This window comes from Saccharopolyspora sp. 7B (genome assembly GCF_020177435.1).
Classification (GTDB): Bacteria; Actinomycetota; Actinomycetes; order Mycobacteriales; family Pseudonocardiaceae; genus Saccharopolyspora_C; species Saccharopolyspora_C gregorii.
In genome coordinates this window covers 1-15995 of record NZ_JAIUKC010000099.1, presented here as the reverse complement: position 1 = coordinate 15995, position 15995 = coordinate 1, and the positions used below count along the sequence as shown (strand labels likewise).

The following is a 15995-nucleotide window of genomic DNA, read 5'->3' as shown; positions in this document are numbered from 1 at the left end:
GCGCGCCCGCGCGCGGGGAACCAACCGCCCGGCCCCGGCGGTCGCGCCCGCGCTCACCGCGCCTGCACAGCGCGGCGGCACACCCGGCATACTGGGACTCCCGCCGCCGAGATCCCCGACCGGGACGCGGGGCGGAGCCCGACCCATCGCCGACGCGAGAGGTGCATGGACGCGTGTGCGGCCTGCTTGGACTTGTCTGTCCCACTGAAGAGAACGCCGGTTTCGCCGTCGACGCCGTGGCCAAAGCCCTGCCCTGCCAACGGCACCGGGGACCGGACGAGAGCGACACCTGGCACGGCGGTGAGGTCGTCTTCGGCTTCAACCGGCTGTCGATCATCGACCTGGAGCACTCGCACCAGCCGTTGACCTGGGGCCCGCCGGAGAACCCCGGCCGCTACACGATCAACTTCAACGGCGAGATCTACAACTACCTGGAGCTGCGCGCCGAGCTCGCCGAGCACTACGGCGCCCGCTTCCACACCGACGGCGACACCGAGGTGATCGTCGCCGCCTACCACTACCTGGGCACGGCGATGGTCGGCCGGCTGCGCGGCATGTTCGCGTTCCTGATCTGGGACAGCGAGCGACGCGTGGTGTTCGGCGCGCGCGACCCGTTCGGGATCAAGCCGCTGTACTACGCGTCCGGGCCCGGCGGGGTCGCGTTCGCCAGCGAGAAGAAGTCGCTGCTGAGCCTGGCGACGACGCTGCGCATCGGTGAGGACATCGACCACAAGGCGCTGCAGCACTACCTCACGCTCCAGTACGTGCCGGAGCCGGAGACGATGCACCGCCAGATCTCGCGCATCGAGTCGGGCACCTCGTTCACCGTCTCCCCCGGCGGCCGGCTGGTCACCGAGCGGTACTTCGTGCCGAACTTCACCTCGAAGCCGGTGCGCAACGACTCGGACGCGCGACGGCTGCACGACCAGATCGTCGACGTCATGCGCGATTCGGTCGCCAAGCACATGCGCGCCGACGTCACCGTGGGCTCGTTCCTGTCCGGCGGCATCGACTCGACGGCGATCGCCTGCCTGGCCAAGGAGCACAACCCGAACCTGATCACCTTCACGACCGGGTTCGAGCGGCAGGGCTACTCCGAGGTGGACGTGGCCGCCGAATCGGCCGCGGCGATCGGCGTGAAGCACGTGATCCGCACCGTCTCCCCCGAGGAGATGATGGAGACGCTGCCGCTGATCATCTGGTACCTGGACGATCCGGTGGCCGACCCGGCGCTGGTGCCGCTGTGGTTCATCGCCCGCGAAGCCCGCCAGCACGTGAAGGTGGTGCTCTCCGGCGAGGGCGCCGACGAGCTGTTCGGCGGCTACACGATCTACCGGGAACCGCTGTCGCTGGCGCCGTTCGAGCGGGTGCCGGGCACGCTGCGCAAGGCGATGGGCAAGGTCTCCACGGCGATCCCGGACGGGGTGCGCGGCAAGGACCTGCTGCGCCGCGGGGCGCTGTCGCTGGAGGACCGCTACTACGGCAACGCGCGGATCTTCCGGGACGACCAGCTCAAGGCCGTGATGGCGGCCTTCGACCCGGGCGTCTCGCACCGCGACGTGACCGCCGCGCCGTACCGCTCCTCGGCGAGCTGGGACCCGGTGACCCGGATGCAGCACGTGGACCTGTTCACCTGGCTGCGCGGGGACATCCTGGTCAAGGCGGACAAGGTGACGATGGCGAACTCGCTGGAGCTGCGGGTGCCGTTCCTGGACAACGAGGTGTTCCGCGTCGCCAGCGGCATCCCGCTGGACCAGAAGATCACCCCGGAGACCACGAAGTACGCGCTGCGCCAGGCGATGAAGCAGGTCGTGCCCGCGCACGTGCTCAACCGCCGCAAGCTGGGCTTCCCGGTGCCGATCCGGCACTGGCTGCGCGACGAGATGCACGACTGGGCGCGCAACATCATCCAGCAGTCGCAGACCGAGCGGCTGCTGAACAAGACCGCGATCCTGCAGCTGCTGGAGGAGCACCGGTCCGGGGTGTTGGACCACAGCCGCCGGTTGTGGGCGCTGCTGGTGTTCATGATCTGGCACGGCATCTTCGTCGAGGGACGGCTGTCCCCCGAGGTCCCGGAGCCGTACTACCCGGTCAAGCTCTGACCGCGCGACAACGTCGAACGGCCGCTCCCTCCCACCGGGAAGGAGCGGCCGTTCCGCTTCGCGCGGGTCAGCTCAGCTTGGCCCCGGCGTGCAGCGCGACACCGGAGTTCGCGGGCACCGAGGTCGTCAGCCAGCCGTCCTCGTTGACGTCCACGGTGCCGCCGGTGCAGGACCCGTCCTGCAGCGAACCGGACATCACGTCGCAGTAGGTCCCGGCGGGCAACGAGGTCTGGAACGGCTGCTGCTCGATCGCCGCGTCCTCGCGGTTGAGCACCACGAACCCGGCGTCACCGCGGCCGAACGCGACCCGGCCGGCCCCGTCGTCCCACCAGTTCGTCAGCTCCGCGCCCTGCACCTCGCGGTGGAACCCGGCCATGCCGGCGATGATCGGCCGCGCGTGCTCGCACACCCACGCCTGGTCGGAGCAGCTCGCCGGGCTGGTGCGGCCCTCGGAGTCGGCGGGCGGGCCGGCGTCCGGGTCGTCGAAGGCGAACCCGGAGATCAGCTGCGGGGTGCCGTACGGGAAGGCGAGCATGAACGCGTTCGCCAGGTCGTAGGCGGTGCCGTCCTTGTAGGTGAGCGTCGGCTCGCTGCGCTGGGTGTCGTGGTTGTCGATGAACACCACGGCCTGCTCGCTGGGCAGCGTCATGTGGTCGGCCACGTCCTTGAGACCGGCGAGCGAACCGTTCTTGAAGGCCTCGCTGACCTCGTGGTGGTAGGCGAACTCGGTGACGTCTCCGTTGCCGGCGTACTCCCCGGCCGAGGTGGCCTGGTCGGCGATGACCTCCTGGAACACGTACGGCCGCGCACCGGTGCCGGGCACCTCGTCCAGCCCGTCGAAGATCGCGCCGACGTCCTCCGGCGGCATGTGCTTGACGCCGTCGACGCGGAAACCGGAGACGCCGAGGCTGATCAGGTCGTTCAGGTAGGCCTTCTCGGCGGAGCGCACGTAGTCCGACTCGGTCGCGAGGTCGGAGAGCCCGACGAGCTCGCAGTTGCGGACCTCGCCCTTGTCGTCGTAGTTCGCGATGTCGCGGCGGCAGTCGTGGAAGTCGGCGTCGCTGTACAGGCCCGGGTACACGTACTTCTCGTGCGTGGTGCCCGCGCTGCCGATCGCGTCGCTGGCGGCCATGTGGTTGACCACCGCGTCGGCGTAGATCTGCACCCCGGCGTCGTTGCAGGCGGAGACCATGGCCGCGAACTGCTCGCGGTTCCCGCGCCTGCTCTCCAGCTGGTAGCTCACCGGCTGGTAGTCCTGGTACCAGGGGTGGTCCTCGCCGTCGAGGCGCACGTGCTCCTGCGGCGGGGACACCTGGACGGCGCCGAAGCCCTTCGGTCCGAGGGTGCTGCGGCACTCCTGCGCGATGGAGTCCCAGGGCCACTGGAACAGCTGCACGATCGGTCCGGCCACGGGTGCCGCGGCCGGTTCGGGGGCGGCGGGAGCTGTCATGGCCCCGGCCGCGGGCACGACGGACGTGGCGGCGAGCGCCACCGCTAGGGCGTATGCGGGTAGAGGCATCGGGCAACTTTCTCGATTGAGTACTTGCCCGTCGATCACAGGTTCTTTCCCGCGTCCAGTCAATGCGCCATTGGCACCAGCGCTGACCTGCCCGTTCACCCGGAACGGCGGTGCCGCGCGCGTTCCACCGCAGGTCACCGCGAACGTCGCGGAGCTTGGCGGACACACCTCGCCGGGAACGTGACCCGCGCTACTCGCGACCGGTGGCCGCGAACCGCACCGCGCCCCCGGCGGAGAATGCGGGCATGCGCGATGTGGAGATCCGGGAAGGCACCATCCGGCTGGGCCAGCTGCTGAAGCTGGCGGGCCTCGCCGAGCACGGCGCCGACGCGAAGGCCCTGCTGGAAGAGGGCGAGGTGCTGGTCAACGACGAGGTCGAGACCCGGCGCGGCCGCCAGCTCGCCCCGGGAGACCTGGTCGCCCTCGGCGACGAGGAGGTGCGGGTCGTCGTGACCCCCTGACGGCACGCGAACGGCCCGGCTCCTGCGCGGGAGCCGGGCCGTTCGGAGTTCGGGTCAGTGGAACGAGTCGCCGCAGGCGCAGGAGCCGCCCGCGTTCGGGTTGTCGATCGTGAAGCCCTGCTTCTCGATGGTGTCCACGAAGTCGATCACCGCGCCCTCCACGTACGGGGCGCTCATCCGGTCGACGACCACGTCGAGGCCCTCGAAGCCGCGCCGCGCGTCGCCGTCCAGCGAGCGCTCGTCGAAGAACAGCTGGTAGCGCAGGCCGGCGCAGCCACCGGGCTGGACGGCGATGCGCAGGTGCATGTCATCGCGGCCCTCCTGCTCCAGCAGCGCCTTCGCCTTCTGCGCCGCGGAGTCGGTCAGGGTGACACCGTGCGAGGGCGCCTCGCTCTCAGTCGTCGTCTGGGCGGTCATGACTCTCCCTAGAGGTCTCGCTCGTCCGCTTCCGGCGTGACGTCCAACGTCGGCGCCGACCCGAGGTATTCCCCGCCGGGGAGGGGCGACTCGGGAGGCGAGTCGTGTTGGTCTACCAGCCTCCATGGTGGCACAGACCGCGCGCGGAACCACGTGAACGTCCTCGCACCCGCACGCGTCCGGCCCGGCGCTTCCCCGAACACGCGGTCACGTGCGCCCGGCCGAGTGGCGTCGAATACCCTGGAGGGGTGAGGTTCCTTCGCCGCAGCAGCGCTGAGCAGACCGCGACCGACGACGCTTCCACCGAGAGCGCCCAGGTCGCGCCGGAACCCGCCCGCGACCGCACTCCCGGCAAGGGCCGTCCCACGCCGAAGCGGCGCGAGGCCGAGACCCGCCGCCGCGGCCCGGTCGCGCCGCCGCCGAAGACGCAGCGCGAGGCGATGAAGCGCGCCCGCGGCAACAAGGACGAGCGCCGCAAGGCCGCGCGGGAACGCCGCGAGCGCATGATGGCCGGCGACGACCGCTACCTGATGCCGCGCGACCGCGGGCCCGTGCGCGCGTACGTGCGCGACATCGTCGACACCCGCAGGCACATGATGGGCATGTTCATGCCGCTGGTGCTGGTCGTGTTCGTGACCACGCTCGTGCAGAACGTGCTCGTGCAGCAGTACGCCACCCTGGTGTGCCTGGTGCTGCTGCTGACGATGCTGTTCGAGGGCACGCTGCTGGGCCGCGCCGTGAACAAGCGGGTGCGCGCGAAGTTCCCGGACGCCACCGAGCGGCCGCTGTCGCTGGGCTGGTACGCGTTCACCCGGGCCATGCAGCTGCGCAGGCTGCGCGTGCCGCGGCCGCGGCTCACCCCGAAGGACTTCCACAAGATCGGCTGATCCCGGCTCCCGCTGGACGCCGCGGCGGACCTCGATCGCCCCGCATTCCGCCGGATGCCGCCGGGTCCGCGCGCGGCATAGGGTCCGGGCATGGAGTTTCGACGCCTCGGCAACAGCGGTCTGTCCATCAGCGAGATCGCGTACGGCAACTGGCTCACCCACGGCTCCCAGGTCGAGGAGGACGCCGCGCACGCCTGCGTGCGGGCCGCCCTCGACGCGGGCATCACCACCTTCGACACCGCCGACGTCTACGCCCGGACCCGCGCCGAATCGGTGCTCGGCCGGGCGCTGGCCGGGCAGCGCCGGGAAGGGCTGGAGATCTTCACGAAGGTCTACTTCCCCACCGGTGAGGGCCCCAACGATCGCGGTCTCGGTCGCAAGCACATCATCGAGTCCTGCAATGCCTCGCTGCGCCGGTTGCAGACCGACTACGTCGACCTCTACCAGGCCCACCGGTTCGACCCGTCGGTGCCGCTGGAGGAGACGATGACCGCCTTCGCCGACCTGGTGCGGCAGGGCAAGGCGCTCTACATCGGCGTCTCCGAGTGGTCCGCCGAGCAGCTCACCCGCGGCGCCGAGCTGGCCCGCGAGCTGTCGGTGCCGCTGATCTCTAACCAGCCGGAGTACTCGATGCTGTGGCGCGTCATCGAATCCCAGGTGGTGCCGGTCAGCGAGCGCGAAGGAATCGGGCAGATCGTGTTCTCCCCGATCGCGCAGGGCGTGCTCACCGGCAAGTACCTGCCGGGGCAGCAGCCGCCCGCGGGCTCCCGCGCCACCGACGAGGGCGGCGGCGCGAAGATGATCTCGCGGTGGATGCGGGACGACGTGCTCTCCGCGGTCCAGCGGCTGCAGCCGGTCGCCTCCGACCTGGGCCTGTCCACCGCGCAGCTCGCCATCGCGTGGGTGCTGCAGAACCCGAACGTGTCGGCGGCGATCGTCGGCGCGTCCCGGCCCGAGCAGGTCGCCGACAACGTCGCGGCCTCCGGCGTGGAGCTCGGCGCGGACGTGCTGGACCGCATCGACGAGGTGCTCGGCGACCTGGTCACCGCGGACCCGCGGGAAACCCGCTCCTGAGCGGACCCGGGCCGGCCCGGCGCACCGCGGGCCCGGGTACGGTTCCCGCAGTCGTTCACCCGATCGCAGGAGGTGCACCGGTGGCCGCGTCCGCACGCACCCTGGTGCTCGGCGGGGCCCGCTCCGGGAAGTCCGCGCACGCGGAGGGCCTGCTCGGCGCCGAGGAGCCCGTCACCTACGTCGCGACCTCCCGGCACGACCCCGGCGACGCCGAGTGGACCGAGCGGATCGCCGCGCACGTCGTCCGCAGGCCTGCGACCTGGACGACCGCCGAAGCCGGCGACCCCGCGACGCTGCTGGAACTGCTGCGCGGCGCTCCCGCGGACGGCCCCGCGCTGCTGGTGGACGACCTCGCGACCTGGCTGACCGGGGTGCTCGACGACGCGGGCGCCTGGGACCGCGACCCGGCGGCGCTCGACGCGGTCGCGGCCCGCTGCACCGCGCTCGTCGAGGCCGTCGCGGGCTGCGCGGCCCGGCTGGTGCTGGTGTCCGCGGAGGTCGGGCTCGGAATCGTGCCCGCCACGAGTTCTGGAAGACTTTTCCGCGACCGGCTCGGCGAGCTCAACGCGCGGCTCGCCGACCGCTGCGACGCAGTGCTGCTGCTCGTCGCGGGAGTCCCGCTCCGGTTGCGCTGACCACCCGCCCCTACCCCGGAGGTAACCCTTGTCCACCGCACCCGAGAACACCCCGGTCCGGTTCGGCGCCGTGCCGCCGCCGGACGAGCAGGCGCGGCGGCAAGCGGTGGCCCGGCAGGAGCAGCTGACCAAACCGGCCGGTTCGCTCGGCAGGCTGGAAGAGCTCGGGGTGTGGGTCGCGGGACGTCAGGGCAGTTGCCCGCCGCGCCCCTTCGAACGCGCCCGGGTGGTGATCTTCGCCGGGGACCACGGCGTCGCCGAGCACGGCGTGTCCGCCTATCCCGCCGAGGTCACCGGCCAGATGGTGCGCAACTTCCTCGACGGCGGTGCCGCGGTGAACGCGCTGGCCAGGGCGAACGGCGCCACCGTGCGCGTGCTGGACGTGGCGGTGAACGCCGACACCCCGCCCGCGGTGTCCGGGCGCAAGATCCGCCGCGGTTCCGGGGCCATCGACCGCGAGGACGCGCTCACCGCGGACGAGGCGCGGGACGCGGTCGAACTGGGCAAGGCCGTCGCCGACGAGGAGATCGATTCCGGCGCGGACCTGCTCATCGCCGGTGACATGGGCATCGGCAACACCACCCCGGCCGCGGTGCTCATCGCCGCGCTCACCGGCATCGAGCCGGTGGCGGTGGTCGGGCGCGGCACCGGGATCGACGACAACGCGTGGATGCGCAAGACCGCCGCGATCCGGGACGCGCTGCGCCGGGCCCGCCCGGTGCTCGACGACCCGGTGGCGCTGCTGCGCACCAGCGGCGGCGCGGACATCGCCGCGCTCGCCGGGTTCCTCGCGCAGGCCGCGGTGCGCCGGACGCCGGTGCTGCTGGACGGCGTCGTCGTCGGCGCCGCCGCGATGGTCGCCGAGGAACTCACGCCCAGTGCCCGCCAGTGGTGGCTGGCGGGGCACCGCACCGCCGAGCCGGGCGGGACGCTGGTGCTCGAACACCTCGACCTGAGCCCGATCCTCGACCTGGAGATGCGCCTCGGGGAGGGCTCCGGGGCCGTCACCGCGCTGCCGGTGCTGTCGGCCGCGGTGCGCGTGCTGGCCGAGATGGCGACGTTCGGCGAGGCGGGCGTCGGCGGCCCCACCTCCGCCGAGGCCATCGGCCCCGACCCGGAGGACCAGGAGCTGTGACCTGCCCCGGAACGGCCGCGGCCCGATGAACGGGCTGCTGCTGGCGGTGTCCTGGCTGACGGTGCTGCCGCTGCCCGCCCGCGAGGTCGACGACCGCGCCTGCCGCCAGGCCATCGCGCTCGCCCCGCTGGTGGGCGCGCTGGTCGGCGGGTTCGGCGCGGTGCTGCTGTGGGCGCTGACGGCGCTCGGCGCGCCGGGACTGCTGGCCGGGCTGCTCACCGTGGCGGCGCTGGTGCTGGTCACCCGGGGCATGCACGTGGACGGGCTGGCCGACACCGTCGACGGCCTCGGCTGCTACGGCCCGCCGGAGCGGGCGCTGGCGGTGATGCGCGACGGCGGCGCCGGCCCGTTCGCGGTGGTCGCGCTGATCATCGCGGTGGGCGTGCAGGCGGCGGCGCTCGCCGAGCTCGCCGCGTCCGGGCGCTGGGCGGTGGTAGTGCTGGCGTGCGCGGCGGGCCGGGGTGCGTTCGTGCTCTGCTGCCGCCGCGGGTTGCCGGCCGCGCGACCGGAGGGCATGGGCCCGCTGGTCGCGGGGACCCAGCCGTGGTGGCTGGTCGCCTGCTGGTGGGCCGGGCTGCTGGCCGGGGGCGCGCTCGCGGCGTCCTGGTCGGGGGCGGCCGCGGTGCTGCTGGCCTGCGTGGTGCTGCTCGGGTTCACCGCGCACGTGCGGCGGCGCTTCGGCGGCATCACCGGCGACGTGCTCGGGGCGGGCGCCGAGCTCACCACCACCCTGGTGCTGGCGGTCTCCGTGCTCGGCTGACGCGTCAACCACCGGCGACCGAGGGGATGACGCGGACCTCGGTCCCGTCCCGCACCTCCGATCCGGCGCCGTCCAGCCACCGGCATTCCTCCCCGTCGAGGTAGAAGTTGACGTGGCGCCGCAGCCCGCGGCTCTCGTCCCGCAGCCGCCGCTCCAGCGCCGGGTGCCGGGCCGCGACCACGTCCAGCACCCCCGCCAGCGTGGCCTCCCCCGGTTCGACCTCCAGCCGCTGCCGCCCGCCCGCGTGCTCGCGCAGCAGCAGCGGCAGCACCAACGTCACCCGCACCGCCACCACCTCACCAGCTCATCGCGCGCAGCGAGAGCACGTCGGGCAGGTGCGCGGCGATCCGCTCCCAGCGGTCCCCGTCGTCGCTGCCCGCGTACACCTCGCCGCTGCGGGAGCCGAAGTACACCCCGGCCGGGTCGGCGTCGTCGGTGCACAGCGCATCGCGCATCACCGCGGACCAGAACCGGTCGGGCAACCCCTCGGACAGCCCGGTCCAGGTCTCCCCCGCGTCCTCGCTGCGGTACACGCGGCAGCGCCCGCCCGGCGGGTAGCGCGTCGCGTCGGCGGTCAGCGGGAACCCGAACACCACGTCCGGGCGGTGCGGGTGGGTCACGATCGGGAAGCCGAAGTCGCTGGGCAGCCCGTCGGCGATGGAGCGCCAGCTCGCCGCCCCGTCGTCGCTGCGGTACACGCCGTGGTGGTTCTGCAGGAAGAACCGCTCCGGCTCCGCGGGGTGCTGGGCGATCTTGTGCACGCACTGGCCGAACTCGGGGTACTCGTCCGGCAGGAAGTACGCCCTGATGCCCCGGTTGCTCGCCTGCCAGCTGTCCCCGCCGTCCTCGGTGCGGTAGACGCCGCCCGCCGACATCGCCACCACCACCCGGTCCGGGTCGTGCGGGTGCGCGAGCACGGTGTGCACCGCCTGCCCGCCGAACCCGGGCTCCCAGCGCTCCCGGTGCGGGTGGCCCCACAGCCCGCGGACCAGCTGGAACGTCCGCCCGCGGTCTTCGGATCGGAACAGCGCGGACGGCTCACCGCCCGCGTGCACGACCTCCGGGTGGTCGGCGGGACCCGGCGCGAGCTGCCACACCCGTTCCAGCGCGACCCCGGTGTCGGCGGGGAACGCGATCGGCGCCACCTCCGGTTCCTGCCAGGTGGCGCCGAGGTCGTCGCTGGTGACCACGCTCGGCCCGAAGTGCGTGCTGGAGGCGCCGACGAGCAGCCGGGGCGCACCGCGGGTGTCGGCGGCGACGGCGTAGATCTCCGCCATCGGCAGGTGTGGCCCGGTGACTTCCCAGTCCCCGCGGTGGCGGTGCGCCAGCCACAATCCCTTGCGGGTGCCGATCAGCAGGAGCACTCGGTTCGACATCTTCGCCCCCTTGACGTGGTCCACGTCACCGGAAGCTACGCCGGGGCACCGACAACCCGCCCGGGCCGAAAGCAAGGCGCCCCCTCGATTTCGCCGGGACGAGGGGGCACCGAGCAGGGGGTTCGGTCAGGCGAGCGGGACCATCCAGCCGTGCCGGTCGGGCGCGGTGCCCTGCTGGATGGCGGTGAGCCGCTCGCGCAGCTTCATCGTCACCGCACCGGCCTTGCCGTCGGCGACGGTGAACTCGCCGTCCTGGTGCTTCACGTGCCCGACGGGGGTGATCACCGCGGCGGTGCCGCAGGCGAACACCTCGGTGAGCTCACCGGAGCGGGCGCGCTTCTCCCACTCGTCGGTGGTGATCCGCCGCTCCTCGACGGCCAGGCCCAGGTCGGCGCCGAGCTCCAGCACCGAGGACCGGGTGACGCCGGGCAGCAGGCTGCCGGACAGCTCCGGGGTGACCAGCCGGGCGTCCGCGCCGGAGCCGAAGACGAAGAACAGGTTCATCCCGCCCATCTCCTCGACGGCGCGCCGCTCCACCGCGTCCAGCCACACCACCTGGTCGCAGCCGTTCTCCACGGCCTGCGCCTGCGCGGCGAACGAGGCCGCGTAGTTGCCCGCGAACTTCGCCGCCCCGGTTCCGCCGGGCGCGGCCCGCACGTACTCGTGGCCCAGCCACACCGTGACCGGCTTGACGCCACCGGAGAAGTAGGAGCCGGCGGGCGAGGCGAGCACCAGGTACAGGTACTCGCTGGCCGGGCGGTTCACGCCGAGGCTGACCTCGGTGGAGATCATGAACGGCCGCAGGTACAGCGAGCTCTCCCCCGCTTCCGGCACCCAGGCGCGGTCGACGTCGACGAGCTCGCGCAGCGAGTCCAGGAACACCTGCTCCGGCAGCTCCGGCATCGCGATGCGCTGCGCCGAGCGCTGGAACCGGCGCGCGTTCTGCTCCGGGCGGAACGCGGAGATCGCGCCGTCGGGCTGCCGGTAGGCCTTCAGCCCCTCGAAGATCGCCTGCGCGTAGTGCAGCACCGTCGTCGCCGGGTCGAGCTGCAGCGGGTGGTAGGCCTCGACCTTCGCGTCGTACCAGCCGCGCTCGGTGGAGTACCGCACCGTCGCCATGTGGTCGGTGAAGAACTTCCCGAAGCCGGGATTCGCCAGTACGTCCGCGCGGTGCGCCTCGGTGGCGGGATGCGAACTGGGAATCCGGGAGAACGAGAGTTCTGTCATGCCCGTACCGTATCGCGCGCCTCGGAACAGTGGAAACCGGTGTGGCATCGGTCGGTCCTCCTAGTGTCGGAGGCTGCCCGAACCCGTTCCAGGCGGTCTTCCCGGAGACGTACCGGTGATCCGTTCGGACCTCTATGATGAGGCCATGGGTGACCAGGAGAACCTGCCGGTGACGGGACCGACGACGGTCCAGCAGGACACGCTCGCGGCCGCGCTCGGCCTGCTGCTGCCGCTGGGCGGCGGGCTGCTCGTGCTGTGGGGGTACGCCTGGCTGGGCTGGTTCGGCGCGATCGTCGGCGGCGCGGGCGTCGCCTGGTGGGGCTTCTGGTGGTACGGCAAGCACAAGACGCTGTTCCCGAAGGACCTGCGCGGTGGCCAGGTCGGCGGGTTGGCGGCGCTCACCGCCGTGTTCGGCCTGTTCTTCTTCCTCGCGCTGGCCTGACCGGCGGGTTCAGCGCACCAGCTCGGCGGGCAGCGAGGGCAGCGCCCACCCGGGATCGGGCCGGGCGTCGCAGTGGCTGCCGTCGAACGGGAACAGCTCCCGTTCGGCGAGGTCCGCCATCCGCTCCCCCTCCGCGCGCAGCCGGTCGAGCCGCCGCTGGTCGATGCGGCCGGCGGCCAGCGCGGAGGCGAGCTCGTCCTCGTCCTTCCACGACCACTTCCCGCCGGGGAACACCTCCAGGTCGAGCACCCCGTCCACCCGGTTGACGCCGGTGGCGTCCCGCCCCAGCGGCACCTCCAGGTTCACGTACCAGTTGCGGAAGCTGCCGTCGGCTTCGAAGAACCACCACACCGAGGACCACTGCTCGGCGAACACCAACCGCAGCGTGGCCGTCGTGCGCCACACCGACAGCGCGGGCACCCGGGTGCCGGAGAACCGCTCGTGCAGCGGCAGCTCCCGCGGGGTGCGCCCGTCCGGCGAGGTGGTGATGCGGATCGGCGTTCCCGGCAGCACCCAGCACAGCAACCGGTCCGGCCGATCGTCGACCACCCGCGCCGGGTGCACGGTGCCGAGCGAACCGTCGAGGCGCCAGAAGCGGTAGAGGATGTCCGAGCCGGGCTCCCACCGGTCCGCGGGGTCCGGCCGAGCACCACGTTCGGGACCGCGTTCGAGCATGCCGACCTCAACTCCAGCGCCGAGAGACCAGGCCCGCCAGCAGCGGACCCGCGATGACCACCACGAGAGTTCCGAGCATCGCATGGACGGGCATGCTCATGGCCAGGATCACGGCCAATCCCATCCCCAGGCACGCGGACCGCATCCGCCACACCTGGTCGTCCGCGAGCAGCACCCGCGCGGCGGCGTTGGCCAGCGCGTGGTGCACCAGCAGGCAGCAGGAGGCGAAGGCCATCGCGGCGACCGGCTGCACCAGCAGCGCCACCACCGCGGCGGCGACGCCCGCGCACAGGTCCAGCAGGTACGGGGTGCCCGCGCGGCTCGTCCGGCCGAGCACCGCGGGCAGGTCCTGGTCGCGCTGGACGGCGAGCGCCGTGGAGCGCAGCGATTCGAGGATCCCCAGCAGCACCGGGAACAGCGCCAACCCCACCGCGGTGCCGACCAGCGGCCGCAACCCGCCGCCCGCGGCCGCGTCCATCGCGTCGAGCACCGGCTGCCCGGACAGCGCGAGCCGGGCCGGGCCGAGCTGGTGCAGCAGCGCCGTCGACAGCAGCAGCACCGCCGCGCCGGTCACCACCAGCGCGGCGATCACGGCCCACTTCACGACCTTGCCGCGGTAGCGGTCCTGCTCGTGGGCCGGGGCGGTGAGCCGCTCGAAGCCGAGGAAGCCGAAGAACAGCACCCCGGCCGCGCCGGTGATGCCGATGGCCCCGTCGCCCCGCGGCGGACCGACCGGTAGGCCCGCGGGCGGTTCGATCGCGAAGCACACCGCCACGACCAGCCCCACCACGACCAGCGCGAGCAGCAGCCACACCCAGGCCGCGGCGCCGCGGATGCGCAGCCCCGCGGTGGCCGCCAGCACGACGAACAGCACGATCGCCGCGGCGATCGCGGGCGGCGCGGCGGGCATCGCGTGCTGGACGATGACCTCCGCGACCGCGGCCAGGGCGGCGACCTGCCCGGCGAGCGCGGTGGCGGCACCGAACCGCGCGGGCAGCACGCCGAGCCGCGCCCGGATGCACGCGTAGCCGGCGCCGGGGCCGCGGTAGCTGGCGGACTGGTGCGCCGAGGCCAGCGCGCAGCACGCGACCGCCACCAGCACCAGCGGGATCGCGAGCGGCACCAGCCGCCCGGCGGCGAGGGTGGCGGGGGCGATGCCGACGAACAGGCCTGCGCCGAGCATGCCGCCGAGCGCCAGCGGCAGCGCCGATCCGAGCGACCGCCGAGGTCCGCCCGCGGCGGGACCCGCACCGGTTGCCGCCTGCTGCTCCGCGACCTGTTGCCCCACTCGTCCACCTTTGCAGAACGCGGTCCCCACCGGCAGCCGCCTGCCGGTCGACGCCGACCGGGCACGCCCGCGGCGGCGGCCCGGCGGGCGCCGCGCGGCCGGTCGCGCCCGGGTCCGCGGCGGCCCAGCCTACGCACCGGCACCGGCCCGTCCCGGTGCGCTTTCCCACCGGACCGCGCCGACGCGCTCCCGCGCGGGAAAACCGCTGGCGATGATCGGCGCAGCGCTAAGCTCGGACCTACGGCGCGGCCGGTCGCACCGCGACCGCCTGTCGGACCCACCGCGGCCCGCCCGATCTACAGTGGCGGTCGCGGGACGGCCTCCGACCAGGTCAGGCCCGCCGGGGACAGTCCCTACGTCCGAGATCCCCATCGACGGCGACACCGCCCGGAGGAAACACACGTGAGCACGCCGAAACTCGCCCTCACCGACACCAAAGCCGCGAAACTCACCGCGGACGTCCTGGTCATCGGCACCATCGCCGGTGCGGACGGCCCGGAGATCGCACCGGGCGGCGAGGAGGTGGCCGCGGCCTTCGACGGCGACCTGGCGAAGGTGCTCGCGACCCTCGGCGCCAGCGGCAAGGCCGAGGAGGTCGTGAAGCTGCCCGCGGGTTCCGGGCTGCGCGCGGACGTGCTGCTGGCCGTCGGGCTCGGCAAGGTCACCGGCGACTCCCCCACCGGCGAGCAGGTGCGCCGCGCCGCCGGTGCCGCGGCCCGCGCGCTGAGCGGTGTCGCGCACGCCGCGACCACGCTGGGCGCGCTGGACCTGGGCGCCGCGGTGCAGGGCACCGTGCTGGGCGCCTACTCGTTCCGCAAGTACAAGTCCGAGCCGGGCGACGACCCGGTGAACCAGGTCGACCTGGTCGTGCCGGACGCGAAGGACGACGCCGCCAAGCACGCGCTCAAGGGCGGCACCGCCATCGGCGAGTCCGTCACCATCGCCCGGGACCTGATCAACACCCCGCCGAACGACCTGTACCCGGGGTCCTTCGCCGACCGGGCGAGCGAGCTGGCCCGGTCCGCGGGGCTGGAGGTCGAGGTGCTCGACGAGGCGGCCCTGCGCAAGGGCGGCTACGGCGGCATCCTCGGCGTCGGCGCCGGTTCGAGCCGCCCGCCGCGCCTGGTCCGGCTGCGGCACAAGGGCCCGAAGGCGGCGAAGAAGGTCGCGCTGGTCGGCAAGGGCGTCACCTTCGACACCGGCGGCATCTCGCTGAAGCCGGCCGCCTCGATGGACGAGATGACCTCGGACATGTCCGGCGCCGCCGCGGTGATCGCCACGATGGTGCTGGTCTCGAAGCTGAACTACCCGCTGGACGTGACCGCCACCGTGCCGATGGTGGAGAACATGCCCTCCGGCACCGCGTACCGGCCCGGCGACGTGCTGAGCATGTACGGCGGCAAGACGGTCGAGGTCCTCAACACCGACGCCGAGGGCAGGCTGATCCTGGCCGACGCGATCGTGCGCGCGGGCGAGGACGAGCCGGACTACCTGATCGAGACCTCCACGCTGACCGGCGCGCAGGTGGTGGCGCTGGGCAAGCGCACCCCCGCCGTGATGGGCGACGAGGACTTCCGCGACCGCGTCGCGAAGCTCTCGCAGGCCACCGGTGAGGGCGCCTGGCCGATGCCGCTGCCCGAGGAGCTGCGCGGCGACCTGGACTCGAAGCTCGCCGACCTGGCGAACGTGGCCGGGCACCGCTGGGGCGGCATGCTCACCGCGGGCCTGTTCCTGAAGGAGTTCGTCCGCGACGGGCTGCCGTGGGCGCACATCGACGTGGCCGGCCCGGCGTACAACACGAACTCGCCGCACGGCTACACCGCGAAGGGCGGCACCGGTGTTCCGGTGCGCACGATCGCGGCGGTGCTCGCCGACATCGCCGAGAACGGCTGACGAAGGACTCCCGGACGGGGCGCCCCGGGGGCGCGGGGGGGGGGGGGGCGGGCGCCCCCCCGGGGGGGGCCGCGGGGGGGCGCGGGGGCGGGGGGGGCCCCCCG

Annotated in this window: 16 protein-coding genes; 9 read left to right on the top strand and 7 right to left on the bottom strand. The window is 73.3% G+C overall.

Going from position 1 to position 15995, the window contains the following annotated elements; all coding sequences use genetic code 11:
• The first annotated feature begins 173 nt into the window (after positions 1-173).
• A complete protein-coding gene (gene asnB, locus LCD33_RS16475) occupies positions 174-2102 on the top strand; it encodes an asparagine synthase (glutamine-hydrolyzing) (protein WP_224955310.1) in 1929 nt (642 codons plus the stop codon).
• Positions 2103-2169: 67 nt separating this feature from the next.
• On the opposite strand, the gene LCD33_RS16470 is transcribed toward asnB, so the two are convergent.
• A complete protein-coding gene (locus LCD33_RS16470; RefSeq protein WP_224955309.1) occupies positions 2170-3621 on the bottom strand; it encodes an alpha-amylase family protein in 1452 nt (483 codons plus the stop codon).
• 245 nt (positions 3622-3866) lie between these two features.
• On the opposite strand from LCD33_RS16470, the gene LCD33_RS16465 reads away from it, so the two are divergent.
• Entirely contained in the window at positions 3867-4082 is a 216-nt protein-coding gene (locus LCD33_RS16465) for an RNA-binding S4 domain-containing protein (protein WP_224955308.1), read from the top strand.
• Between the two features lie 54 nt (positions 4083-4136).
• Here the strand turns inward: LCD33_RS16465 and LCD33_RS16460 are convergent, their stop codons facing one another.
• Positions 4137-4499, bottom strand: coding sequence for an iron-sulfur cluster assembly accessory protein (locus tag LCD33_RS16460; protein ID WP_224955307.1), 363 nt, complete (start codon positions 4497-4499; stop codon positions 4137-4139).
• Between the two features lie 248 nt (positions 4500-4747).
• Between LCD33_RS16460 and LCD33_RS16455 the strand changes: the two genes are divergently transcribed.
• From LCD33_RS16455 to cobS, 5 genes are all read left to right on the top strand, one after another.
• Entirely contained in the window at positions 4748-5386 is a 639-nt protein-coding gene (locus LCD33_RS16455) for a DUF3043 domain-containing protein (RefSeq protein ID WP_224955306.1), read from the top strand.
• Positions 5387-5476: 90 nt separating this feature from the next.
• On the top strand, positions 5477-6460 hold the full coding sequence (locus tag LCD33_RS16450) for an aldo/keto reductase family protein (protein WP_224955305.1): 984 nt from the start codon (positions 5477-5479) through the stop codon (positions 6458-6460).
• An 80-nt stretch (positions 6461-6540) separates the two neighbouring features.
• Positions 6541-7095, top strand: coding sequence for a bifunctional adenosylcobinamide kinase/adenosylcobinamide-phosphate guanylyltransferase (locus LCD33_RS16445; RefSeq protein WP_224955304.1), 555 nt, complete (start codon positions 6541-6543; stop codon positions 7093-7095).
• Between the two features lie 28 nt (positions 7096-7123).
• Complete coding sequence (gene cobT / locus LCD33_RS16440) at positions 7124-8230, top strand: nicotinate-nucleotide--dimethylbenzimidazole phosphoribosyltransferase (protein ID WP_224978013.1); 1107 nt, start codon at positions 7124-7126, stop codon at positions 8228-8230.
• 25 nt (positions 8231-8255) lie between these two features.
• Complete coding sequence (gene cobS, locus LCD33_RS16435) at positions 8256-8990, top strand: adenosylcobinamide-GDP ribazoletransferase (protein WP_224978012.1); 735 nt, start codon at positions 8256-8258, stop codon at positions 8988-8990.
• A 4-nt stretch (positions 8991-8994) separates the two neighbouring features.
• Here cobS and LCD33_RS16430 read toward each other — a convergent pair whose 3' ends face one another.
• From LCD33_RS16430 to LCD33_RS16420, 3 genes are all read right to left on the bottom strand, one after another.
• On the bottom strand, positions 8995-9276 hold the full coding sequence (locus tag LCD33_RS16430; protein ID WP_224955301.1) for a MoaD/ThiS family protein: 282 nt from the start codon (positions 9274-9276) through the stop codon (positions 8995-8997).
• A 10-nt stretch (positions 9277-9286) separates the two neighbouring features.
• Complete coding sequence (locus LCD33_RS16425; RefSeq protein WP_224978011.1) at positions 9287-10366, bottom strand: exo-alpha-sialidase; 1080 nt, start codon at positions 10364-10366, stop codon at positions 9287-9289.
• Positions 10367-10492: 126 nt separating this feature from the next.
• Positions 10493-11593: a branched-chain amino acid aminotransferase gene (locus tag LCD33_RS16420; protein ID WP_224955299.1), complete on the bottom strand. Its 1101-nt coding sequence runs from the start codon at positions 11591-11593 to the stop codon at positions 10493-10495.
• Between the two features lie 145 nt (positions 11594-11738).
• Here LCD33_RS16420 and LCD33_RS16415 point away from each other — a divergent pair, with 145 nt between their 5' ends.
• The gene (locus LCD33_RS16415) at positions 11739-12035 is read left to right on the top strand and encodes a hypothetical protein (RefSeq protein WP_224955298.1); all 297 of its coding nucleotides are present in this window, start codon (positions 11739-11741) and stop codon (positions 12033-12035) included.
• Positions 12036-12044: 9 nt separating this feature from the next.
• Here LCD33_RS16415 and LCD33_RS16410 read toward each other — a convergent pair whose 3' ends face one another.
• Together LCD33_RS16410 and LCD33_RS16405 are read right to left on the bottom strand one after the other, a co-directional pair.
• Positions 12045-12710, bottom strand: coding sequence for a DUF402 domain-containing protein (locus LCD33_RS16410; RefSeq protein ID WP_224955297.1), 666 nt, complete (start codon positions 12708-12710; stop codon positions 12045-12047).
• Between the two features lie 7 nt (positions 12711-12717).
• Positions 12718-13998, bottom strand: coding sequence for an APC family permease (locus LCD33_RS16405; protein ID WP_224955296.1), 1281 nt, complete (start codon positions 13996-13998; stop codon positions 12718-12720).
• 402 nt (positions 13999-14400) lie between these two features.
• Between LCD33_RS16405 and LCD33_RS16400 the strand changes: the two genes are divergently transcribed.
• The gene (locus tag LCD33_RS16400) at positions 14401-15891 is read left to right on the top strand and encodes a leucyl aminopeptidase (RefSeq protein ID WP_224955295.1); all 1491 of its coding nucleotides are present in this window, start codon (positions 14401-14403) and stop codon (positions 15889-15891) included.
• Positions 15892-15995 lie beyond the last annotated feature (104 nt).